Genomic DNA, 15,833 nt, shown 5'->3' on the forward strand with positions numbered 1-15,833 from the left:
TTCGATCGGGCAGTGCAGCGGCACGCGTCCTCGACGCGTGCCGCTTGCGTTTGTGCCCGTATGCCGTAACGAGCGAGGCTCAGACGCTGCGACGGCTCGGAAGTACCTGCAGACCAACACTCCACGCTCCTCCTGTGGGGCGCACCCGCACACCTCGCCTTAAATTTTTGCTGATCGCAATCTACGATTCGCGCAGACGCGGCGCGCATCCCTGCCTGGCTTTGCGTCTGCGGGCGCACGGCAGATCGGCTCTTCCCCGCGTGCAGATTGGCATACACCTCGCAGAAATCCGAGCGAGCACGCCGCCGTGCTCGCCTCACTACCCCAAGGAGTATCGCCATGAAATCCACCGTCATCATCAAGGATCTGCCCCGCAGCGCCGAAAGCGTTGCGCACGAAGTCACGCTCAGCGCCGAGCAGTTGAAACTCGTGCGCGGCGGCCGGTCGGTCGTCGTCACCGTCGACGGAGGCGCCCTCGGGCATGTCGACGACTTCGCGATTAACACCGCGATCTTCGAAGGCCGCATCAAGGGCACCTATCTGTAGGACGCTCCACATGCCAGTAATTGGAAACCGCCGCGCCACGGGCTGGCCCGCACGGCGCGGCGGTTCCATGCCGCACGCCGGCGACCTATCCTTGCTTTTTGTATCACTCGATATATAATCCGGTTCTATATCGACTGATACACAACCACCGACCGGTGGCAAAGGACATTCATCATGGCGCGACCCCGCGGATTCGATGAGGAAGAGGTGCTCGAAGCAGCCAGCGCAACGTTCTGGCTCAAGGGCTATGAGGCCACGTCCACGCGCGACCTGGTCAAGTGCACGGGTCTCACCCAGCCGAGCCTCTACAACGCATTCGGCGACAAACGCGGGCTCTATCTGCGCGCGCTCGAACATTATCTGGACCACTCGTTGCGCGAGCGCATCAGGCGCTTCGAGAGCACCATGCCGCCCGCGGAGGCCATTACCGGCTTCTTCGACGAAACGATAGAGCGGTCAGTCTCCGACCCGCACAAGCGCGGCTGCATGCTGGTCAATTCGGCGCTGGAAATGACATCGGACGACGAGGCATTCCGCAAACTCGTCGCGACCGAAATCGCCGAGATACGCGAGTTCTTCCACCGTTGCCTCACTGCGGCGCAAAAGAACGGCACGCTGCCGCAAACCATTTCCACCGATGACGCCGCCGCGCATCTGCTCGCCACCGTGCTCGGCATGCGCGTGCTCGCACGGGTCGATCCGCAGCGTGCGGTGCTCACCAGTGCGGTAGCGAGCGCGCTCGTGCTATTCGGCCTGCCGCCACTGCCGACAAGGCACAGCGACAGTTGAGCCCCGCGCCTGACAGGGCGCACCCGTTCGCACACTTTTGCAGTCTCACAGACCCCGGCGCTACGTCCTGCACGTTGGCCGGTAAAGGAACCGTCATGTCTACAGCGCCATCACTGGCTTCTTCGCCTTCGACATCGCTCGACGCTCGTGCGCTTTTTGCCACGCTCGCCGGACTGAGCGGCAGCCTCGTCGCAATCGGACTCGCGCGTTTTGCGTATACGCCGCTGATTCCATCGCTGATTCAGGCGCACTGGTTCACGTCGTCGCAAGCAGTTACATTGGGCGCCGCGAATTTCGCCGGCTATCTGATCGGCGCGCTGATCGGCCGACCGCTTGCGTCCGCATTGTCGAACCGGACCGCACTGCGCATGTTGATGGCGGTGGTTACCGCGGCATTTTTCGCATGCGCGTATCCGTTGTCGATAAGCTGGTTTTTCGTGTGGCGCTTGCTGTCGGGCATCTCCGGTGGCGCCATCATGGTGCTGGTCGCGACCTCCATTCTTCCGCACATTCCGGCACCGCGCCGCGGCTTCGTGAGCGGCATGATCTTTCTCGGACTCGGACTCGGTATTGCGGCCTCCGGCACACTGATTCCAGAACTTCTTCATTTCGGATTACGAATTACATGGTTCGGACTGGGCACGGTCGCGCTCATCCTCACAGCGGTGAGCTGGTTCGGCTGGCCGTCGACGAACCCGCCCGCGCCCGTCGCGGCACCCGCCCATCATCAGACTGCGCAAACCGCCACGCTCGGGCTGCGCGTGCTGTATGCGCAATACGCGGCCAACGCACTTGGTCTCGTGCCGGCAATGATTCTGCTCGTCGATTACGTGGCGCGCGGTCTGGGCCGCGGTGCAGGGATCGGCGCCAACTACTGGGTGCTGTACGGGCTCGCGGCCATCGCAGGGCCGGTGATCGCCGGCAACATTGCGGATCGTATCGGTTACGGCAAGGCTTATGGCGTGGCATTGCTGCTGCAAGCCGCCGCTGTTGCGCTGCTCGCGCTCTCGGGTAACGCGTGGGTGTTGGCCTTGTCGACGGTAATACTCGGCGTCTTCACGCCCGGCGTCGTCCCGCTCGCGCTCGGCCGCATTCATGAACTCGTGCCGCACGATCACACGGAACAGCGCGCCTCATGGAGCCGCGCGACCACGGCGTTCGCACTCTTTCAGGCGCTCGGCGGTTATGGGTACTCGTATCTGTTTTCGCATTCGCATAACAACTACGCGCTGATCTTTGCATGCGGCGCTGTTGCGCTGGCAGGCGCGTTCATCGGGGACTTGATCGCTTCACGCGTCGCCACACCGGACACTCCAGCGGTCTAAGTAAGAGCCCTGCGCTTTCTGCGTTGGGCACAACGCTTGCTCCGCATAGGTCACGACACTGTCTTGCGCCAGGTACTGTTGCACGTTCAGCATGCGTGCGCGACCTTCGCGCAAGACAGCGCCATCAACCAAGTGGAGGTCATACATGTTGGGAACTATTCTTCTGGTTGTGCTGATTCTTCTCCTTATCGGCGCGTTGCCGACCTGGCCACATAGCCGCTCCTGGGGTTATGCGCCTACGGGTGGTCTGGGCCTCGTGCTGATTGTCGTGATCGTGCTGCTTGTCGTCGGCGTCATATAGCCATTCGCTTGACGCAATCACACACGTAGATCAATGCGGACCTGGCCGCCGGGTTGCGATGCAGTTGAACTGCTCGCCTACCCGGCGGCCTTGCTACATCCGCACGTCGTCACAAACGCTAGTCAGCACCGAGGAATTGCGATGGAAAAGTTACTTGCCAATCAGTTCGCGCTGGTCACAGGCGCAAGCTCCGGCATTGGCTATGGCGTCGCGCAAGCGCTTGCCCATGCCGGCGCGTCAATTGCGCTGAATTATCATTCGCACGCCGAATCAGCGGAGGAACTTGCCGACGAGATCAATCAGTCAGGCGGCACGGCGTTCGCAGTACAAGGCGACGTGTCCAATCCCGAGGACGTGGAGGCCATGTTCGACGAATGCCGCGCCCGCTTCGGCACGCTCGATATCGTCGTTGCAAATTCCGGCCTGCAGAGGGACAGCGCTATCGCCGATATGTCGATGGACGACTGGCAAACCGTGCTCGGCACGAATCTGACGGGGCAGTTCCTCACTGCACAAGCCGCCGTGAAAGAGTTTCGGCGGCGTGGGCCGACCTCGGCATCGAAAGCACTGGGCAAGATTATCTGCATGAGCTCGGTGCACGAGGTCATTCCGTGGGCCGGGCATGTCAACTACGCCGCGTCGAAGGGCGGCGTGCAGATGTTTATGAAGTCGCTCGCGCAAGAAGTCGCGCCCGAGGGGATTCGCGTGAACTCCATCGCTCCTGGCGCCATTCGCACGAAGATAAATCGCGACGCGTGGGACACGAGCGCCGCAAGCACGAAGTTACTGCAATTGATCCCATACGGCCGTGTTGGCGAAGTGGAAGACATAGGCAAGGCCGCAGTCTGGCTCGCATCCGATGAAAGCGATTACGTTGTAGGCACAACCTTATTCGTCGACGGCGGAATGGCGCTGTATCCGGGCTTTATCGACAACGGCTAGCAAGACGCGGTGCGCAGGCATTCATCAGGCAAACGCTGCGCACGCCCCGGGCACGCGTCATGCTGAACCTCCGTCGTGTTCCAACCCGATACGAAAGGAGAGACATCATGCCTTATCTACTTGGCTGGCTTCTGGGTGTTCCGGTGATCGTGCTGGTGATTCTGTACCTCATCTTCCATTGATCATTCGAAACAGGCTTCATGGCGCGGCCCTTCTGTGGCCGCGCGTCTTTTCACGCAGCACTTCACGCGAGTGCCTTACATGCGTTCGGCCGGGGCGAGGGTTCGCTGCGACGTGGTAGCGGCGCAACTCGTTCTCATGCTGGCTTCGGTAAAAGCAGCGTTATACCGCTAGCGGCTTGTGGCCGCGCGTGGTCGCCGGGAGATAGGCGATCCGGACGGTTGTCCCGGGCACGAAGGCACCGTCAAAATATACCGGGACCCACGCTGGATAGGCTTCCTAATGCGCCGCGCGATCGGGCGACTAGCGGAAGGTTCTTCCGATAGAATCATGTCTGAACGAACAATCTTCCGGGGCGTCCCATGAGCACCAAGATCCGCGCGCTGGACAATCAGGACCGCAGAATCCTCCGCGCATTGCAAAAGAACGCGCGCGTGAGTAATGCGGAACTGGCCGAACTCGTCGGCATGTCGACCACCGCGTGCTGGAACCGCACACGTCAGCTCGAAAGCGAAGGCTATATTCGCGGCTACGTTGCGCTGCTCGACCAGCAGAAGCTCGGTCTTGCAGACATCGTGCTGCTCGAAGTCACGCTCGATCGTCACGATGACGACGCGCTCGCCCGCTTCGGCGCCGAACTCGCGACGCTCACCGAGGTCCTGGAGGCGTACCTCGTATCCGGCGATTATGACTATCTGGTAAAGGTCGCCGTAGACGGCACCGCGGGCTACGAGCGATTCCTGCGAGAAAAGCTATACAAGATCGCGGGCATTCGTCATAGCCGCTCCATGTTCGCGTTGCGCTGCATGAAGAGCATTCCGTCGGTGCAGGTCTAGTGCCGCGACTCGCAGTTCAGTCTGCGCGCAGCGGCTTTTGACACACGGCGAGCAGCGCGCCGCCCGCCAGCAGCAGTGCGGAATAGATGAGACCGCGAGCAAGGCCCGCTCCGTCCGATACCCAGCCAATTACCATTGGCCCCACAATCTGCCCGAACGCGAACACGATGGTGAAGGCACTAATGCCTTTGGCCCAATGGCTTGCCGGCAGATTGTGGCGCACGAATGCCGTGGTGGATGCAACGGCCGACAGGAACGTCGCGCCGAACAGCGCGCCGGATGCAAAAGCAATCCACGCTTGCGTGAAGAGTGCCGGCAACAGCGTCGCAACCGCTAGGAGCGCATTGAGCGCGGCCAATGCCTGACCGCCGCGCATGCGGTCGAGCAGGCCAGACCATAGACGCGCCGAGAACACCGTTGCCACACCCAGCAACAGATAAAACCCCGTGACAACAGCGGCACTCATGCCAGCGTTACGCAACAGCGCAACGATGAACGTCATATAGCCGATATAGCCGACGCCGAACAAGCCATACCCGGCGAGTACCCAGGCAAAGCCCGGCCAACGCGCGGCATCGCTCGTTCCGGCGCCGCGCGCACCCGGTGCCGCCACGGCGTGCAAGCGCCCGATTCTGCGCGCTGCGCCCACGGCCGCCACGGTAAAAAGCGCGCACGCGGCAGCCAGCGCGAACCACGCGAACTGCCAGCCATGTGCACGGTCGAGAATCGTCAACGGCACCAGTACGGACGAAGCGACGATGCCCCATCCGGTGCCGCCGTAGTACAGGCCAAGCACAAGCCCGGCATCGCGTGGTCTCGCCGATGCAAGCCGCGCGGCCAGCACACCGCCGCTGATAAAAATCGCCGCGCTGGCTACGCCGGTTATCACGCGGAGCAACAGCAGCAGATTTGTGTCGGCGACAAGACCGCTAGCAGCCATTAGCAACGCGGTAGCGCCGCAACCGGCCACGCATAGTGTGTCTGCCCGCCAGCGGCGTGCGAAATGCGGGAAAGCCAGCGCGCCGAGCAAATAGCCGAGCGCGTTGGCGGTGTTCATCGCGCCGGCTTCCGCGAAGGTCCAGCCGAGGTCCTGTTTCATCGACGGTAACAGCAGCGCGTAAGCAAAGCGTGCGAACCCCAGTGCTATCGCGCTTCCTAGCGATAAGGCAGCGGCGAGCATCAGCGTTGGCAAGCGTTGCGGGGCTTCGTCGGCTGCGGAGGAGGAATGCGCGGCTGCGCACGGATCTGTCGGCATAAGTTAATGTGCGTGAGCAGACATGGTTGCGAGGCGGTTTTATGTGTTCGGCTGCGAGTGCCCGGGGGCCTCGCCATCTTATCTGGAGACGCGGCGCGGGGCTGACAGTTAGTTGCATTCGCGGCGCACTGGCATGCCCTGAAATACTTGAACAACCGCGCTATGAGGCAAGCGGCGTCGACGACCACGCAACGCAAGCAGCATAGCCCTCTGGCGCAGCGATCCACTGCGCGGCTATGGTCCGCATATCGTCGGGAATCGCCTTGCGCAGCGTGACGCAACGGCCCTCGCGCGGCAGCACAGTCAAATGCTGCAAACCGCGCGCGATGCCCGCGCCCGTCGTCTTCACCAGCGCTTCCTTTGCGGTCCATGCGTCGTAGAACGCAGCCATTTGCTGCGAAGGAGCGAGGCGCTCGATCCACGCCGCCTCATCCGGGTCCAACGTCAACGCGATGATGGAGCGCCAGTCGAAGGTACTGACGCACTGCTCGATATCCACGCCCACGCGCCGCGCCGCCGAAATCGCGATCAGGCCGCACGCGCCTGCATGCGATACGTTGAAGTCGAGCGCGCTCGAGGCCGCGAGCCGCGGGCGACCGTTTTCGTCGACGCTCAGGCGGACAGCGCGAGCATCCGCGCCGCTGCGTTGGGCGAGCAACTCGCGCAACGCAGCGCGCGTCGTGGCAAAGCGCAGCGCGTCTTCGTGGCGGCGAAACCGCTGCGCCCTGTTGCGCTCTTCGTCACTAAGGGATCGAAACGCAGGCGCATCGAGCGATGCATCGAAAGACACGTCGACCCGCCACAACGACACATCGGGCGGGCCTTCATGCTGCAGCGGGACAGGCTCGAGAGTGGCAGACATCGCAAGAATGAGGCGCAATGGAATTCTGCGACTCTACACGATGGCGCTTTCGCATACTGCGCGACCTTCACACCGCCTTGCTTTCCTTCGGCACGCCAACCAGCAGCGCAATGCCGCTCGCGAACAACAGTATGGTCAGCAGATACAGCGCGTTGTCCATGCTGCCGGTGTGCGTCTTGATCTGGCCGATCACCCACGGGCTCACAATGCCGCTCGTGATGCCAATGCTGCTGATCAATGCAATGCCGCCCGCCGCCGCTGCACCCGACAGATAACTCGACGGCACAGTCCAGAAGATCGGCAGCGCCGCAAAAATCAGCACGGCGGCAAGCGAGAGAATCCCGAGCATCGCGGGAAAACTGCTTAAATGCAGTGTCAAAAGCGAAAGCGCGAGACCGCCGCCGATCGTGCAGACCGCAAAGTGCCGGCGACGCTCGCCGCGCCGGTCCGAATGACGCGCAATCAGAATGAGGCCGCCCGCGCCGATTGCATTCGGAATGACGCTGTACAAGCTGATTGCCAGAACATCGCGAATCCCGAAGTCGCGAATCATCAACGGCATCCAGAAGTTCAGCGTCAACGACGCGCAGGTCAGCGAGAAATAGATGAATGCGAACAGGTAGACGCGCGGATTGCGCAACGCCTGCATGAACGAATGGGATGAGTGCGACGCATGTGAAGATGCCGCGCCTTTCTCGTCGCGTTGCGCGATCAATTGCGCTTTCTCGTCAGCCGTGAGCCATTTGGCGTCCTGCGGTCCGTCGACCAGATAGACCGCGGCAATCAGCGCGAGAATGACCGCCGGCGCTCCCTCTATGACGAACATCCACTGCCAGCCGAACAGACCCAGCACGCCGCCCATATCGCGCATGATCCATCCCGACACGAGGCCGCCCAGCACGCCCGCCACCGCCACCCCAGCAAAGAAGATCGACAGCACTGCTGCGCGCCGCCGGGCGGGATACCAATACGTGAGGTACAGCACGATGCCCGGAAAGAAACCCGCCTCGAACACGCCGAGCAAAAAGCGCAGCATGTAGAAGTGCGCGGGCGTCGATACCATCATCATGCCGACCGAGGCCATGCCCCACAGCAGCATGATGCGCGTAAACGTTCGACGCGCGCCGAACCTGGCAAGCAGCAGGTTGCTTGGCACCTCGCAGAGCACATAGCCGATATAGAACACGGCCGCACCCAGCCCATACATGGCGTCGCTAAAACCGAGGTCGTGCTTCATCTGCAACTGCGCAAAGCCAATGTTGATGCGGTCGAGAAACGACACCACGTAGCATAGAAACAGGAACGGGATGATGCGCAGCGACACCTTGCGATACAGCAGATCGTCGTGCGCGGCGGCGCTCGAGGCCGGCTCGAGCGCCGGTGCGAGGGATTGACTCATCGGTTATCTCCAGACTTCAGGCGAGATGGGTCCAACGGACCCGGGGGTCCGGCGTGGTAAATCGCCGTGTTGTTGTGGGCGTTGCTGCTTCGCGTTGCTGCGCGGCGTTGCTGCTTGGCGTTGATGGGCCGCGTTGTCGCGCCGCGCATTTATGCCGCGCAGTTATGTGCAATTTGCGAGTGGACTTGCACGTCTGGCCGGCTGAGCGGCGCTGTGAATAACGCGCCGCCTCACAAGCCGCGCGCGCGTTCCTTCAACATGGATTGCGACTCAGGCGGCAAGCGGATGGACTTCGCCGCCTTCCGGCGACACATCCGCCACGCCTTCGCGCGCATGCCGGATTGCTTCGAGCAGCGTCGCGTGGTCGCCGATATGGTTGGCCAGCAACAGAATGAGCTGAGCGTTGGCCGACTGGCTGCGCGCGTCGTCGAGGTCGCGATGCATGTCGATCAGCGCCTCATAAAAATCGTCGGGCCGCGCGAGATTGGGTTGAGTGTTCAGTGCCACAGTGTGTCTCCAGATTCTATTTTTTGCATTCAGGCTGCAGTGTTCAGGCAGTGCCTTCCACACACAATGCGCGCTTAAATGCCTGCTCGACCTTTAGCGGTTCGAGTTGCCGCCAGCGCGCACACACGTGCTGGTCCGGCCGGATCAGATAGAACGTGCCGGGTTTCGCGTCATAGCGCGCGCTTGCAAGACCCTCGGCGTCGCGCAGAAGCGTGGTGCCCGCGATGCTTGCGGGCCGCGTTTCGCCGCGCGTGATGACTACGAGCTTCAACGGAATCGCGCTTGTGCGAAGCGCATCCAGCGCGGTTGCGGTTGCCGCGTCGATGCCTTCGTCGCCGCAAAAGAGCACGCCGGTAAATTGCTGGCCGAGATGCCGGAGCAGCCACGCCGGTTCGCCATGCGCCTGCACCGGCGCATCGACACACGGTGCGCCGGGCACCATGAGGCCCTCGAAACCGTCGCTATCCGCGGTATTGAGCGGCGAATCGCCCAGTACCGCAGGAACGGAGAGGCGGCCGCTGTTGGTCAACTGCCGCGCAAACGGATGATGGCGCGCGAGCTTCAGCACGGCGTCGCGAAACACGCGGCTCACCGGGCTTTTCGGCGTGATGAAATCCGTCGAGCGCGTGGAGTTGCGGATGTTTTCGTCGGCGGCATATTCGCGTTCGCTCGCATAGGTGTCGAGCAACGCGTCCGACGCCTTGCCTTCCAGCACCATTGCCAGCTTCCACGCGAGGTTTTCCGCGTCCTGCACGCCGCTATTCGCACCGCGTGCGCCGAACGGCGACACGCCGTGTGCCGAGTCGCCCGCGAACAGCACGTTGCCGTGCCGGAAGCGTTCCATGCGCAAGCACGAAAACGTATAGACGCTGACCCATTCCAGCTCGAACCTGGCATCTGGCCCGAGCAATGCGCGCACGCGCGGAATTACGCGCTCAGGCGTTTTTTCGAGCACCGGATCGGCGTCCCAACCAAGCTGAAAGTCGATTCGCCACACATTGTCCGGCTGACGGTGCAACAGCACCGACTGGTTCGGATGAAACGGCGGGTCGAACCAGAACCAGCGCTCGGTCGGAAAATCCGCTTCCATTTTCACGTCGGCGATCAGGAAGCGGTCTTTGAACGTCACGCCCTTGCTGTCGAGTCCCATCAGATTGCGGATCGGGCTGCGCGAGCCGTCGGCGGCAACGACATAGCGGCCACGCAATGCGTACTGACCGTTGGGCGTTTCTACAGTCAACGTGACGGCGGCGTCGCACGTGCCGGGTGTGCCGCTCTGCTCGATGCCGACTACTTTGCTTTTCCAGCGAATCTCGATGTTCGGCATCTCCTGCGCGCGCTCCAGCAGGAAGCCTTCAACGTAGTACTGCTGCAAGTTGATGAACGCGGGCCGATGATGGCCCGCCTCCGGCTGCAGATTGAACGTGTAGACGAGCTCGTCCTGGAGGAACACCTTGCCGACATTCCAGCTGATGCCCTTGTCCACCATGCGCTGGCCGCAACCGAGCCGATCGAAAATATCGAGCGAGCGCTTGGAAAAACAGATTGCGCGCGAGCCCGTGGACAGCGAACAGTCGTCGTCCACGAGTATCACCGGCACACCTTGTTGCGCGAGATCGATTGCAGTAGCGAGGCCCACTGGCCCCGCACCGACCACGATCACGGGATAGACCGTCTGCTCCCCGCCGTTGCGCGGGTCCTGCTCGCGGCACGGCTGGTATTCGAACGACAGCGTCTGGTAGTTGATGCTCATCTTGTGTCTCCGTCCATCCCCGCTTTGCTCTGATGGCTCTGCTGCGGTTCGCTTCTAAAGTTTTATGCCGCTCAGGCTTGCAACGCGTCCCACATTTCCTTGTCGCGCTGCGCGGTCCAGATGCGCGGATGGGTAATGCCGCTCGCTTCGTCGTACGCGCGCGAGACGTCGAACGGCAAACAATGTTCGTAGATGAACACATGGCCGAACTTCGGGTCCATTGCCTTGCGCGTGTGCGCCATAGCGGCCTTCAGGTCCAGCTTCTGCGCGACGGCTTCACGGCCTTGCTGCAGGAGCGTGGTCACGAAATCTTTCGTGTAGTCGAGGCCCTTGTTGACGTCTTCGGGCGTGGTTAGCGCGGGGCCGCGGCCCGGCACCAGTTTTTCGGCGTTGAGCGCACGCAGTGCTTCGAGCGTGGCGGGCCATTGTTCGAGTTGCGCGTCGCCGCAATAGCAGGCTGCGTCGTATTCGACCAGATCGCCCGAAAAAAGCACCTTTTGCGACGGCAGCCACACCACCGTGTCGCCCTTCGTGTGACCGGCGCCCAGATGCGCGATACGCACTTCCAGCTTGCCGAGGAACAGCGTCATTTCTTTTTCGAAGACGAGCGTGGGCCATGTCAGCCCCGGCACGGTTTCGACGCCGGCGAAAAGGCGCGGAAAGCGTTCGATCTCCGACTTCATGTCTGCTTCGCCGCGCTCGACGATCATCTCGTAGGTACCGCGGCTCGCAATGATTTCCTGCGCGCCTTCCTTGAAATACGCCGACGCGCCCAGCACGCGCACCGCGTGATAGTGCGAGAGCACGACGTATTTGATCGGCTTGTCGGTAACGCTGCGAATCTTCGCGATAAGGTCTTGCGCCATGGCCGGCGTTGCGGTGGTGTCGACGATCAGCACACCGTCGTCGCCAATGATCACGCCCGAGTTCGGATCGCCTTCGGCCGTGTAGGCGTAGGCGTTCTCGGACAACTGGGTCCACGTGACTTTCTTGACTTCCAGATCGGCCTGCGATGCGAATGCCTTTGCCATGCTCGTCTCCCTCATAAGTTGGACATGGGGCGAGACGGCCGGCCGCGCGCCGGGGCGCAAGCTGACATTATTGAAGGTTGTCTCGCCCCGATTTTGATTCTGTGACTGCGACGGTGTTGTCGGGGTAAATGTATCTTAGGACCGGGGCTCTTTATTTGTCAATAGCGAAATGTATCGCTATACGCAAATCTTGCAGCAGCTAACATGACGAGCAGGGACAGTCGCGGTGCGCGGTCCCGGTTCGGTTAACATGGACCTTTTTAACGGACAGGCGCGGGTGTGAGCAAAGCAGTGAAAGCAGCCGAAGGCGTGATGGGCAAAGGCCCGGGCGCCAACGAGACAGCGGAAGGCAGCAAGACGCAGCGCGGCATTCAGAGCGTCGAAGTGGGCGGACGACTGTTGCTCGCGCTGGCGCAGGCCCGCGTGCCGCTGGCACTGTCCGATCTGGCCGTTGCCGCCGAGCTGGCGCCGGGGCAGGCGCACGCTTATCTGGTGAGCCTGAGCCGACTCGGTCTCGTCAAGCGCGACGAGTTGTCGGGCCGCTATGAGCCGGGACCCTTGTCATTGCGGCTTGGGCTGCTGCATCTGGAACATCAGCCGGCGTTTCGTGCCGCCGTGCCGCGCGTGGCTGCGCTCGCTGAAGCAATCGGCTTTAGCGTGGCCATTTGTATTGCCGGGCCGCAAGGACCGACCATCGTCCGCTACGAGCATGCGGGTTTTCCGCTGCATGTGAATCTGCACGTGGGCACAGTCATGTCGCTGCCGGCGACATCGACGGGACGCGTGTTCTGCGCTTGCCTGCCGCGCGAAAAGCTCGAGGCGATGTGGGCAAACCAGTCGGGCGCAGCAGAAAGCGGGGCGAGCGCGCCGCGCGACGCCGCATTTCAGGCGTCGCTGGAAAGGATCCGCGCGCGCGGGCTGGAGTGCAGTGTGGACGCGCCGAGTCCCGGCATCAGCAGTCTGAGCGCGCCGGTGTTCGACGAGCACGGACATCTGGCGCTGGCGTTGACGGTGATCGGCTCGACCGGCGCAATCAATGCAGCCGCCGAGGGCCCGACCGCTCGCGCGCTCGTCGCCACCGCTCGCGAAATCGGCGCGCAACTCGCGCTTGAACCTTCATTGCTTGCATCGTCCGCATCGTGACCGAACACCCTTCTCCCGTTTCCGCGGATGCGAAACCGCAACGCGGCATCCAGTCGCTCGACAGCACCGGAGAGCTGCTGGCCGCGCTCGTCGCGGCGGCGCGGCCATTAAGCTTGCGCGACCTCGCAGCCGCAGCGGGTATGCCGCCGGCAAAGGCGTTCCCGCATCTGGTGAGCCTCCTGAAAACCGGCTTGCTAAGCCGCGATGCGTCCGGTTGTTTCGAGGCCGGGCCGCTCGCGCTGGAACTCGGTTTGATCAACCTGCAGCGCCTTTCGCCGACGCGCGAGGCTGAGCCCGAAGTGGTGGAACTGGCGGCATCCACTGCGATGAGCGTCGCAATGGCGGTGCTCGGTCCGCTCGGGCCAACTGTGGTGCGGCTGGAGGAATCGCCGCGTCCATTGCATGTGAGTTTGCGCGTAGGCACGGTGATGTCGCTGGTGAACACGGCGATCGGGCGAGTCTTCGCGGCGCATATCGCAGACGACGTGCGCGCCGGGCTGCTCGCGCAGGACCCGTTGCGCCTCGCAGGGGCGAACGAAGCCGATATTTTCGCGGACCAAGGCACGCCGCCGGCGCTGAAAAAGACCTACGCGCAACGCCTTGCCCAGATCCGCGCGGACAGCATCGACACGGCGCTGAGCCGCCCCGTACCGGGCATCGACACACTCGCTGCGCCGGTGTTCGATCACACCGGCAGCATCTGCCTGGTGCTCGCGCTGATGGGGCCGAGCGGCAGCTTCGACAGCGCCGTGACAGCCGGGCCCGCGCAGACGTTGCGCACGGCAACGCTGCGCCTGTCGCGCCGGTTTGGGTGGATGGGGTGAGCTACGGATTCGCGAGCGGTAGCGCAGGCCGCAGTGGCAACCCAGGTCACAGCCACAGCCGCTGCCAGGCTCACAGCCGCATCCACAAACCCCGCGGCGCAGGCGCTAGTTAGTCCGCCTTCCTAATCGCCCGTTTGCGGCTCATGCGACGACAACCGCGCCTTCGCATGCCGCATCTTCTCCAGCGTCTTCGGGCCGGCCTTGAGCGCGACGCCAATGGCGAGTGCGTCCATGATGCACAGATGCACGAGCCGCGACACGCCCGGCGTATTCGGATCAATCGGGCTGGGTACGCGCAGCAGCAGCGCAATGTCGGCGAGCCATGCGAGGCGCGAGCCGACATTGGTCAGCGCGATGGTGGTCGCCCCGCGTTCCTTTGCGATCTGAATGCTTTCGTTCACCTCGACGCTGCGCCCCGAGTGCGAAATACCGAAGGCCACGTCGCCTGGCTCCATCATGCCCGCGTACAGGCGTTGCAAGTGCGCGTCGGTAAAAGCGCTGGCCGCGATGTCGAGGCGCAGCAAGCGCAGCGCTGCGTCCTGCGCGACGAGCCCCGACCCGGAGCCGACGCCAAAGAAGAACACACGCCGCGCGCTAGCGAGCGCCGCAATCGCGCTTTCCACCACGGCGGGGTCCAACGCGCCGCGCGCGTGCGTGATGCCCTCGACCGCGGCTTCGCCTACTTTGTCCATCAACGTTTGCACGTCGTCGTCCCGCCCAATTGCGGCGGACGAATACGGCAGTCCGCCCGCCACACTCTGCGCGAGTTGCATCTTGAAGTCACGCAGACCGTGCGCGCCGATGGCCCGGCAAAAGCGCGTAACCGAAGGCTCGGAGACGTCCGCGCGCTGCGCGAGTTCAGTGATGCTCGCGCGCATCGCAAAGTCGACGTCGTTCAGCACCATGTCGGCGACCTTGCGTTCGGCGGGCCGCAAACTGACCAGTGCGCTGCGGATGTGGGGAATCAAGTTCGGTGCGGACACCCGGTGTTCCTCAAGGGTTAGATGAATCCGCGTCGTTCGCAGCTTCAATCGGCAACACGCGGCTCAGACCAGCCTGCGTCCACTCTCCGTATCGAACAGGTGAATGTGAGCCGCGGGCAGGCGCAGCGTGACGCGCTCGCCCGGCTGCATCTCCGAGCGTTGACGCGTCGTCACGCACCACGTGTTGCCGCCTATTTTCCCGTACAAGTGCGTCTCTGCGCCAGTCGGCTCGATTACCTCGACCTGCATGGTGACGTCGGGCGTCTGCGTGACGGTTTCAATGTGCTCGGGGCGCACGCCCAGCGTCACCTTCGCGCCGGTTGTGGCCGACGCAGGCGCGCCTTCCAGCACGATCTCGCTGCCGTCCGCGAGCTTCAATGCGAGCCCCGAAGCGTGCGCGTGCTTCACCACGATGCCCTCTGCGAAATTCATTGAAGGCGAGCCGAGGAAACTCGCGACGAACAGATTCTCCGGACGGTCATACAATTCGAGCGGACGCCCGATCTGTTCGATTCGCCCCGCGTTCATCACGACGATGCGATCGGCCATTGTCATCGCTTCTATCTGATCGTGCGTCACGTAAATCACCGTGTTTTTCAGGCGCTGATGCAGTGCCTTGATCTCCGTGCGCATTTGCACGCGCAGCTTTGCGTCGAGATTGGAGAGCGGCTCGTCGAACAGAAACAGCGACGGCTCGCGCACCACCGCGCGGCCCATCGCGACGCGCTGGCGCTGGCCGCCCGACAACGCGCGCGGCAGGCGCTCGAGATAGCCGCTGAGGTTGAGCATCTTCGCGGCGGCCTCGATGCGCGGCTTGAAACTGGCCGGCGCTTCCTTGCGGATTCGCGGACCAAATGCGATATTTTCGTAGACCGAAAGATGCGGATATAACGCGTAGCTCTGGAACACCATCGAGATATTGCGCTGCTGCGGCGGCAGATGATTCGCGCGCGTTTTGCCGATCAGCAGATCGCCGCCGCTGATTTCCTCGAGCCCCGCCACCATGCGCATGAGCGTGCTCTTGCCGCAGCCCGACGGACCGACCAGCACGACGAACTCGCCGTCGTCGATGTGCAGGTCGATGCCGTGCACCACCTGCGTATCGCCGTAGCGTTTGTAGATGCCGCTCAGTTGCACTGCTGCCATGCTGTCCTCAT

At 62.8% G+C, this 15,833-nt stretch carries 16 protein-coding genes; 8 read left to right on the top strand and 8 right to left on the bottom strand.

Features of this window, described 5'->3' with window-relative positions; genetic code table 11:
* The first annotated feature begins 339 nt into the window (after positions 1-339).
* The 6 genes from F757_RS0131820 to F757_RS0131845 all read left to right on the top strand — a co-directional run bounded on the left by F757_RS0131820 (position 340) and on the right by F757_RS0131845 (position 4,919).
* On the top strand, positions 340-546 hold the full coding sequence (locus F757_RS0131820; RefSeq protein WP_027214878.1) for a hypothetical protein: 207 nt from the start codon (positions 340-342) through the stop codon (positions 544-546).
* A 174-nt stretch (positions 547-720) separates the two neighbouring features.
* Positions 721-1,335, top strand: a complete 615-nt coding sequence (locus tag F757_RS0131825; RefSeq protein WP_027214879.1) for a TetR/AcrR family transcriptional regulator — start codon at positions 721-723, stop codon at positions 1,333-1,335.
* 95 nt (positions 1,336-1,430) lie between these two features.
* Complete coding sequence (locus tag F757_RS0131830; protein ID WP_027214880.1) at positions 1,431-2,660, top strand: YbfB/YjiJ family MFS transporter; 1,230 nt, start codon at positions 1,431-1,433, stop codon at positions 2,658-2,660.
* Positions 2,661-2,805: 145 nt separating this feature from the next.
* Positions 2,806-2,961 carry a DUF3309 family protein gene (locus tag F757_RS35580; RefSeq protein WP_035467757.1) on the top strand — a complete coding sequence of 52 codons (156 nt, stop codon included), beginning with the start codon at positions 2,806-2,808 and terminating at the stop codon, positions 2,959-2,961.
* Between the two features lie 141 nt (positions 2,962-3,102).
* On the top strand, positions 3,103-3,903 hold the full coding sequence (locus tag F757_RS0131840) for an SDR family oxidoreductase (RefSeq protein ID WP_027214881.1): 801 nt from the start codon (positions 3,103-3,105) through the stop codon (positions 3,901-3,903).
* A 542-nt stretch (positions 3,904-4,445) separates the two neighbouring features.
* Positions 4,446-4,919 carry an Lrp/AsnC family transcriptional regulator gene (locus tag F757_RS0131845; protein WP_027214882.1) on the top strand — a complete coding sequence of 158 codons (474 nt, stop codon included), beginning with the start codon at positions 4,446-4,448 and terminating at the stop codon, positions 4,917-4,919.
* Positions 4,920-4,935: 16 nt separating this feature from the next.
* On the opposite strand, the gene F757_RS0131850 is transcribed toward F757_RS0131845, so the two are convergent.
* The 6 genes from F757_RS0131850 to F757_RS0131875 all read right to left on the bottom strand — a co-directional run bounded on the left by F757_RS0131850 (position 4,936) and on the right by F757_RS0131875 (position 11,726).
* Entirely contained in the window at positions 4,936-6,174 is a 1,239-nt protein-coding gene (locus tag F757_RS0131850; RefSeq protein WP_027214883.1) for a YbfB/YjiJ family MFS transporter, read from the bottom strand.
* Between the two features lie 160 nt (positions 6,175-6,334).
* On the bottom strand, positions 6,335-7,036 hold the full coding sequence (locus tag F757_RS0131855; RefSeq protein WP_027214884.1) for a 4'-phosphopantetheinyl transferase family protein: 702 nt from the start codon (positions 7,034-7,036) through the stop codon (positions 6,335-6,337).
* Positions 7,037-7,103: 67 nt separating this feature from the next.
* Entirely contained in the window at positions 7,104-8,435 is a 1,332-nt protein-coding gene (locus F757_RS0131860) for an MFS transporter (RefSeq protein ID WP_027214885.1), read from the bottom strand.
* A gap of 270 nt (positions 8,436-8,705) precedes the next feature.
* A complete protein-coding gene (locus tag F757_RS0131865; protein WP_027214886.1) occupies positions 8,706-8,942 on the bottom strand; it encodes a DUF2783 domain-containing protein in 237 nt (78 codons plus the stop codon).
* A gap of 43 nt (positions 8,943-8,985) precedes the next feature.
* Positions 8,986-10,695: an FAD-dependent oxidoreductase gene (locus F757_RS0131870; RefSeq protein WP_027214887.1), complete on the bottom strand. Its 1,710-nt coding sequence runs from the start codon at positions 10,693-10,695 to the stop codon at positions 8,986-8,988.
* 71 nt (positions 10,696-10,766) lie between these two features.
* Positions 10,767-11,726, bottom strand: coding sequence for an MBL fold metallo-hydrolase (locus F757_RS0131875; RefSeq protein WP_013342334.1), 960 nt, complete (start codon positions 11,724-11,726; stop codon positions 10,767-10,769).
* 312 nt (positions 11,727-12,038) lie between these two features.
* Between F757_RS0131875 and F757_RS0131880 the strand changes: the two genes are divergently transcribed.
* Both F757_RS0131880 and F757_RS0131885 read left to right on the top strand, forming a co-directional pair.
* Positions 12,039-12,869 (top strand): IclR family transcriptional regulator, encoded by an 831-nt coding sequence (locus F757_RS0131880; RefSeq protein WP_051376922.1) that lies wholly within the window; start codon positions 12,039-12,041, stop codon positions 12,867-12,869.
* Positions 12,866-13,693, top strand: coding sequence for an IclR family transcriptional regulator (locus F757_RS0131885; protein WP_027214889.1), 828 nt, complete (start codon positions 12,866-12,868; stop codon positions 13,691-13,693). Before F757_RS0131880 ends, F757_RS0131885 begins: the two co-directional genes overlap by 4 nt.
* Positions 13,694-13,815: 122 nt before the next feature.
* Here F757_RS0131885 and F757_RS0131890 read toward each other — a convergent pair whose 3' ends face one another.
* A complete protein-coding gene (locus F757_RS0131890) occupies positions 13,816-14,676 on the bottom strand; it encodes a MurR/RpiR family transcriptional regulator (protein ID WP_027214890.1) in 861 nt (286 codons plus the stop codon).
* A 63-nt stretch (positions 14,677-14,739) separates the two neighbouring features.
* Positions 14,740-15,822: an ABC transporter ATP-binding protein gene (locus tag F757_RS0131895; protein WP_027214891.1), complete on the bottom strand. Its 1,083-nt coding sequence runs from the start codon at positions 15,820-15,822 to the stop codon at positions 14,740-14,742.
* Positions 15,823-15,833: the final 11 nt, after the last annotated feature.

The organism is Burkholderia sp. WSM2232 (assembly GCF_000472545.1).
Classification (GTDB): domain Bacteria; phylum Pseudomonadota; class Gammaproteobacteria; order Burkholderiales; family Burkholderiaceae; genus Paraburkholderia.

Excerpts from the sequence above, each read along its gene's own strand:
- F757_RS0131820 (WP_027214878.1), top strand. The coding sequence starts at position 340 with ATGAAATCCACCGTCATCATCAAGGATCTGCCCCGCAGCGCCGAAAGC.
- F757_RS0131825 (WP_027214879.1), top strand. The coding sequence starts at position 721 with ATGGCGCGACCCCGCGGATTCGATGAGGAAGAGGTGCTCGAAGCAGCC.
- F757_RS0131830 (WP_027214880.1), top strand. The coding sequence starts at position 1,431 with ATGTCTACAGCGCCATCACTGGCTTCTTCGCCTTCGACATCGCTCGAC.
- F757_RS35580 (WP_035467757.1), top strand. The coding sequence starts at position 2,806 with ATGTTGGGAACTATTCTTCTGGTTGTGCTGATTCTTCTCCTTATCGGC.
- F757_RS0131840 (WP_027214881.1), top strand. The coding sequence starts at position 3,103 with ATGGAAAAGTTACTTGCCAATCAGTTCGCGCTGGTCACAGGCGCAAGC.
- F757_RS0131845 (WP_027214882.1), top strand. The coding sequence starts at position 4,446 with ATGAGCACCAAGATCCGCGCGCTGGACAATCAGGACCGCAGAATCCTC.
- F757_RS0131850 (WP_027214883.1), bottom strand. The coding sequence starts at position 6,174 with ATGCCGACAGATCCGTGCGCAGCCGCGCATTCCTCCTCCGCAGCCGAC.
- F757_RS0131855 (WP_027214884.1), bottom strand. The coding sequence starts at position 7,036 with ATGTCTGCCACTCTCGAGCCTGTCCCGCTGCAGCATGAAGGCCCGCCC.
- F757_RS0131860 (WP_027214885.1), bottom strand. The coding sequence starts at position 8,435 with ATGAGTCAATCCCTCGCACCGGCGCTCGAGCCGGCCTCGAGCGCCGCC.
- F757_RS0131870 (WP_027214887.1), bottom strand. The coding sequence starts at position 10,695 with ATGAGCATCAACTACCAGACGCTGTCGTTCGAATACCAGCCGTGCCGC.
- F757_RS0131875 (WP_013342334.1), bottom strand. The coding sequence starts at position 11,726 with ATGGCAAAGGCATTCGCATCGCAGGCCGATCTGGAAGTCAAGAAAGTC.
- F757_RS0131880 (WP_051376922.1), top strand. The coding sequence starts at position 12,039 with ATGGGCAAAGGCCCGGGCGCCAACGAGACAGCGGAAGGCAGCAAGACG.
- F757_RS0131895 (WP_027214891.1), bottom strand. The coding sequence starts at position 15,822 with ATGGCAGCAGTGCAACTGAGCGGCATCTACAAACGCTACGGCGATACG.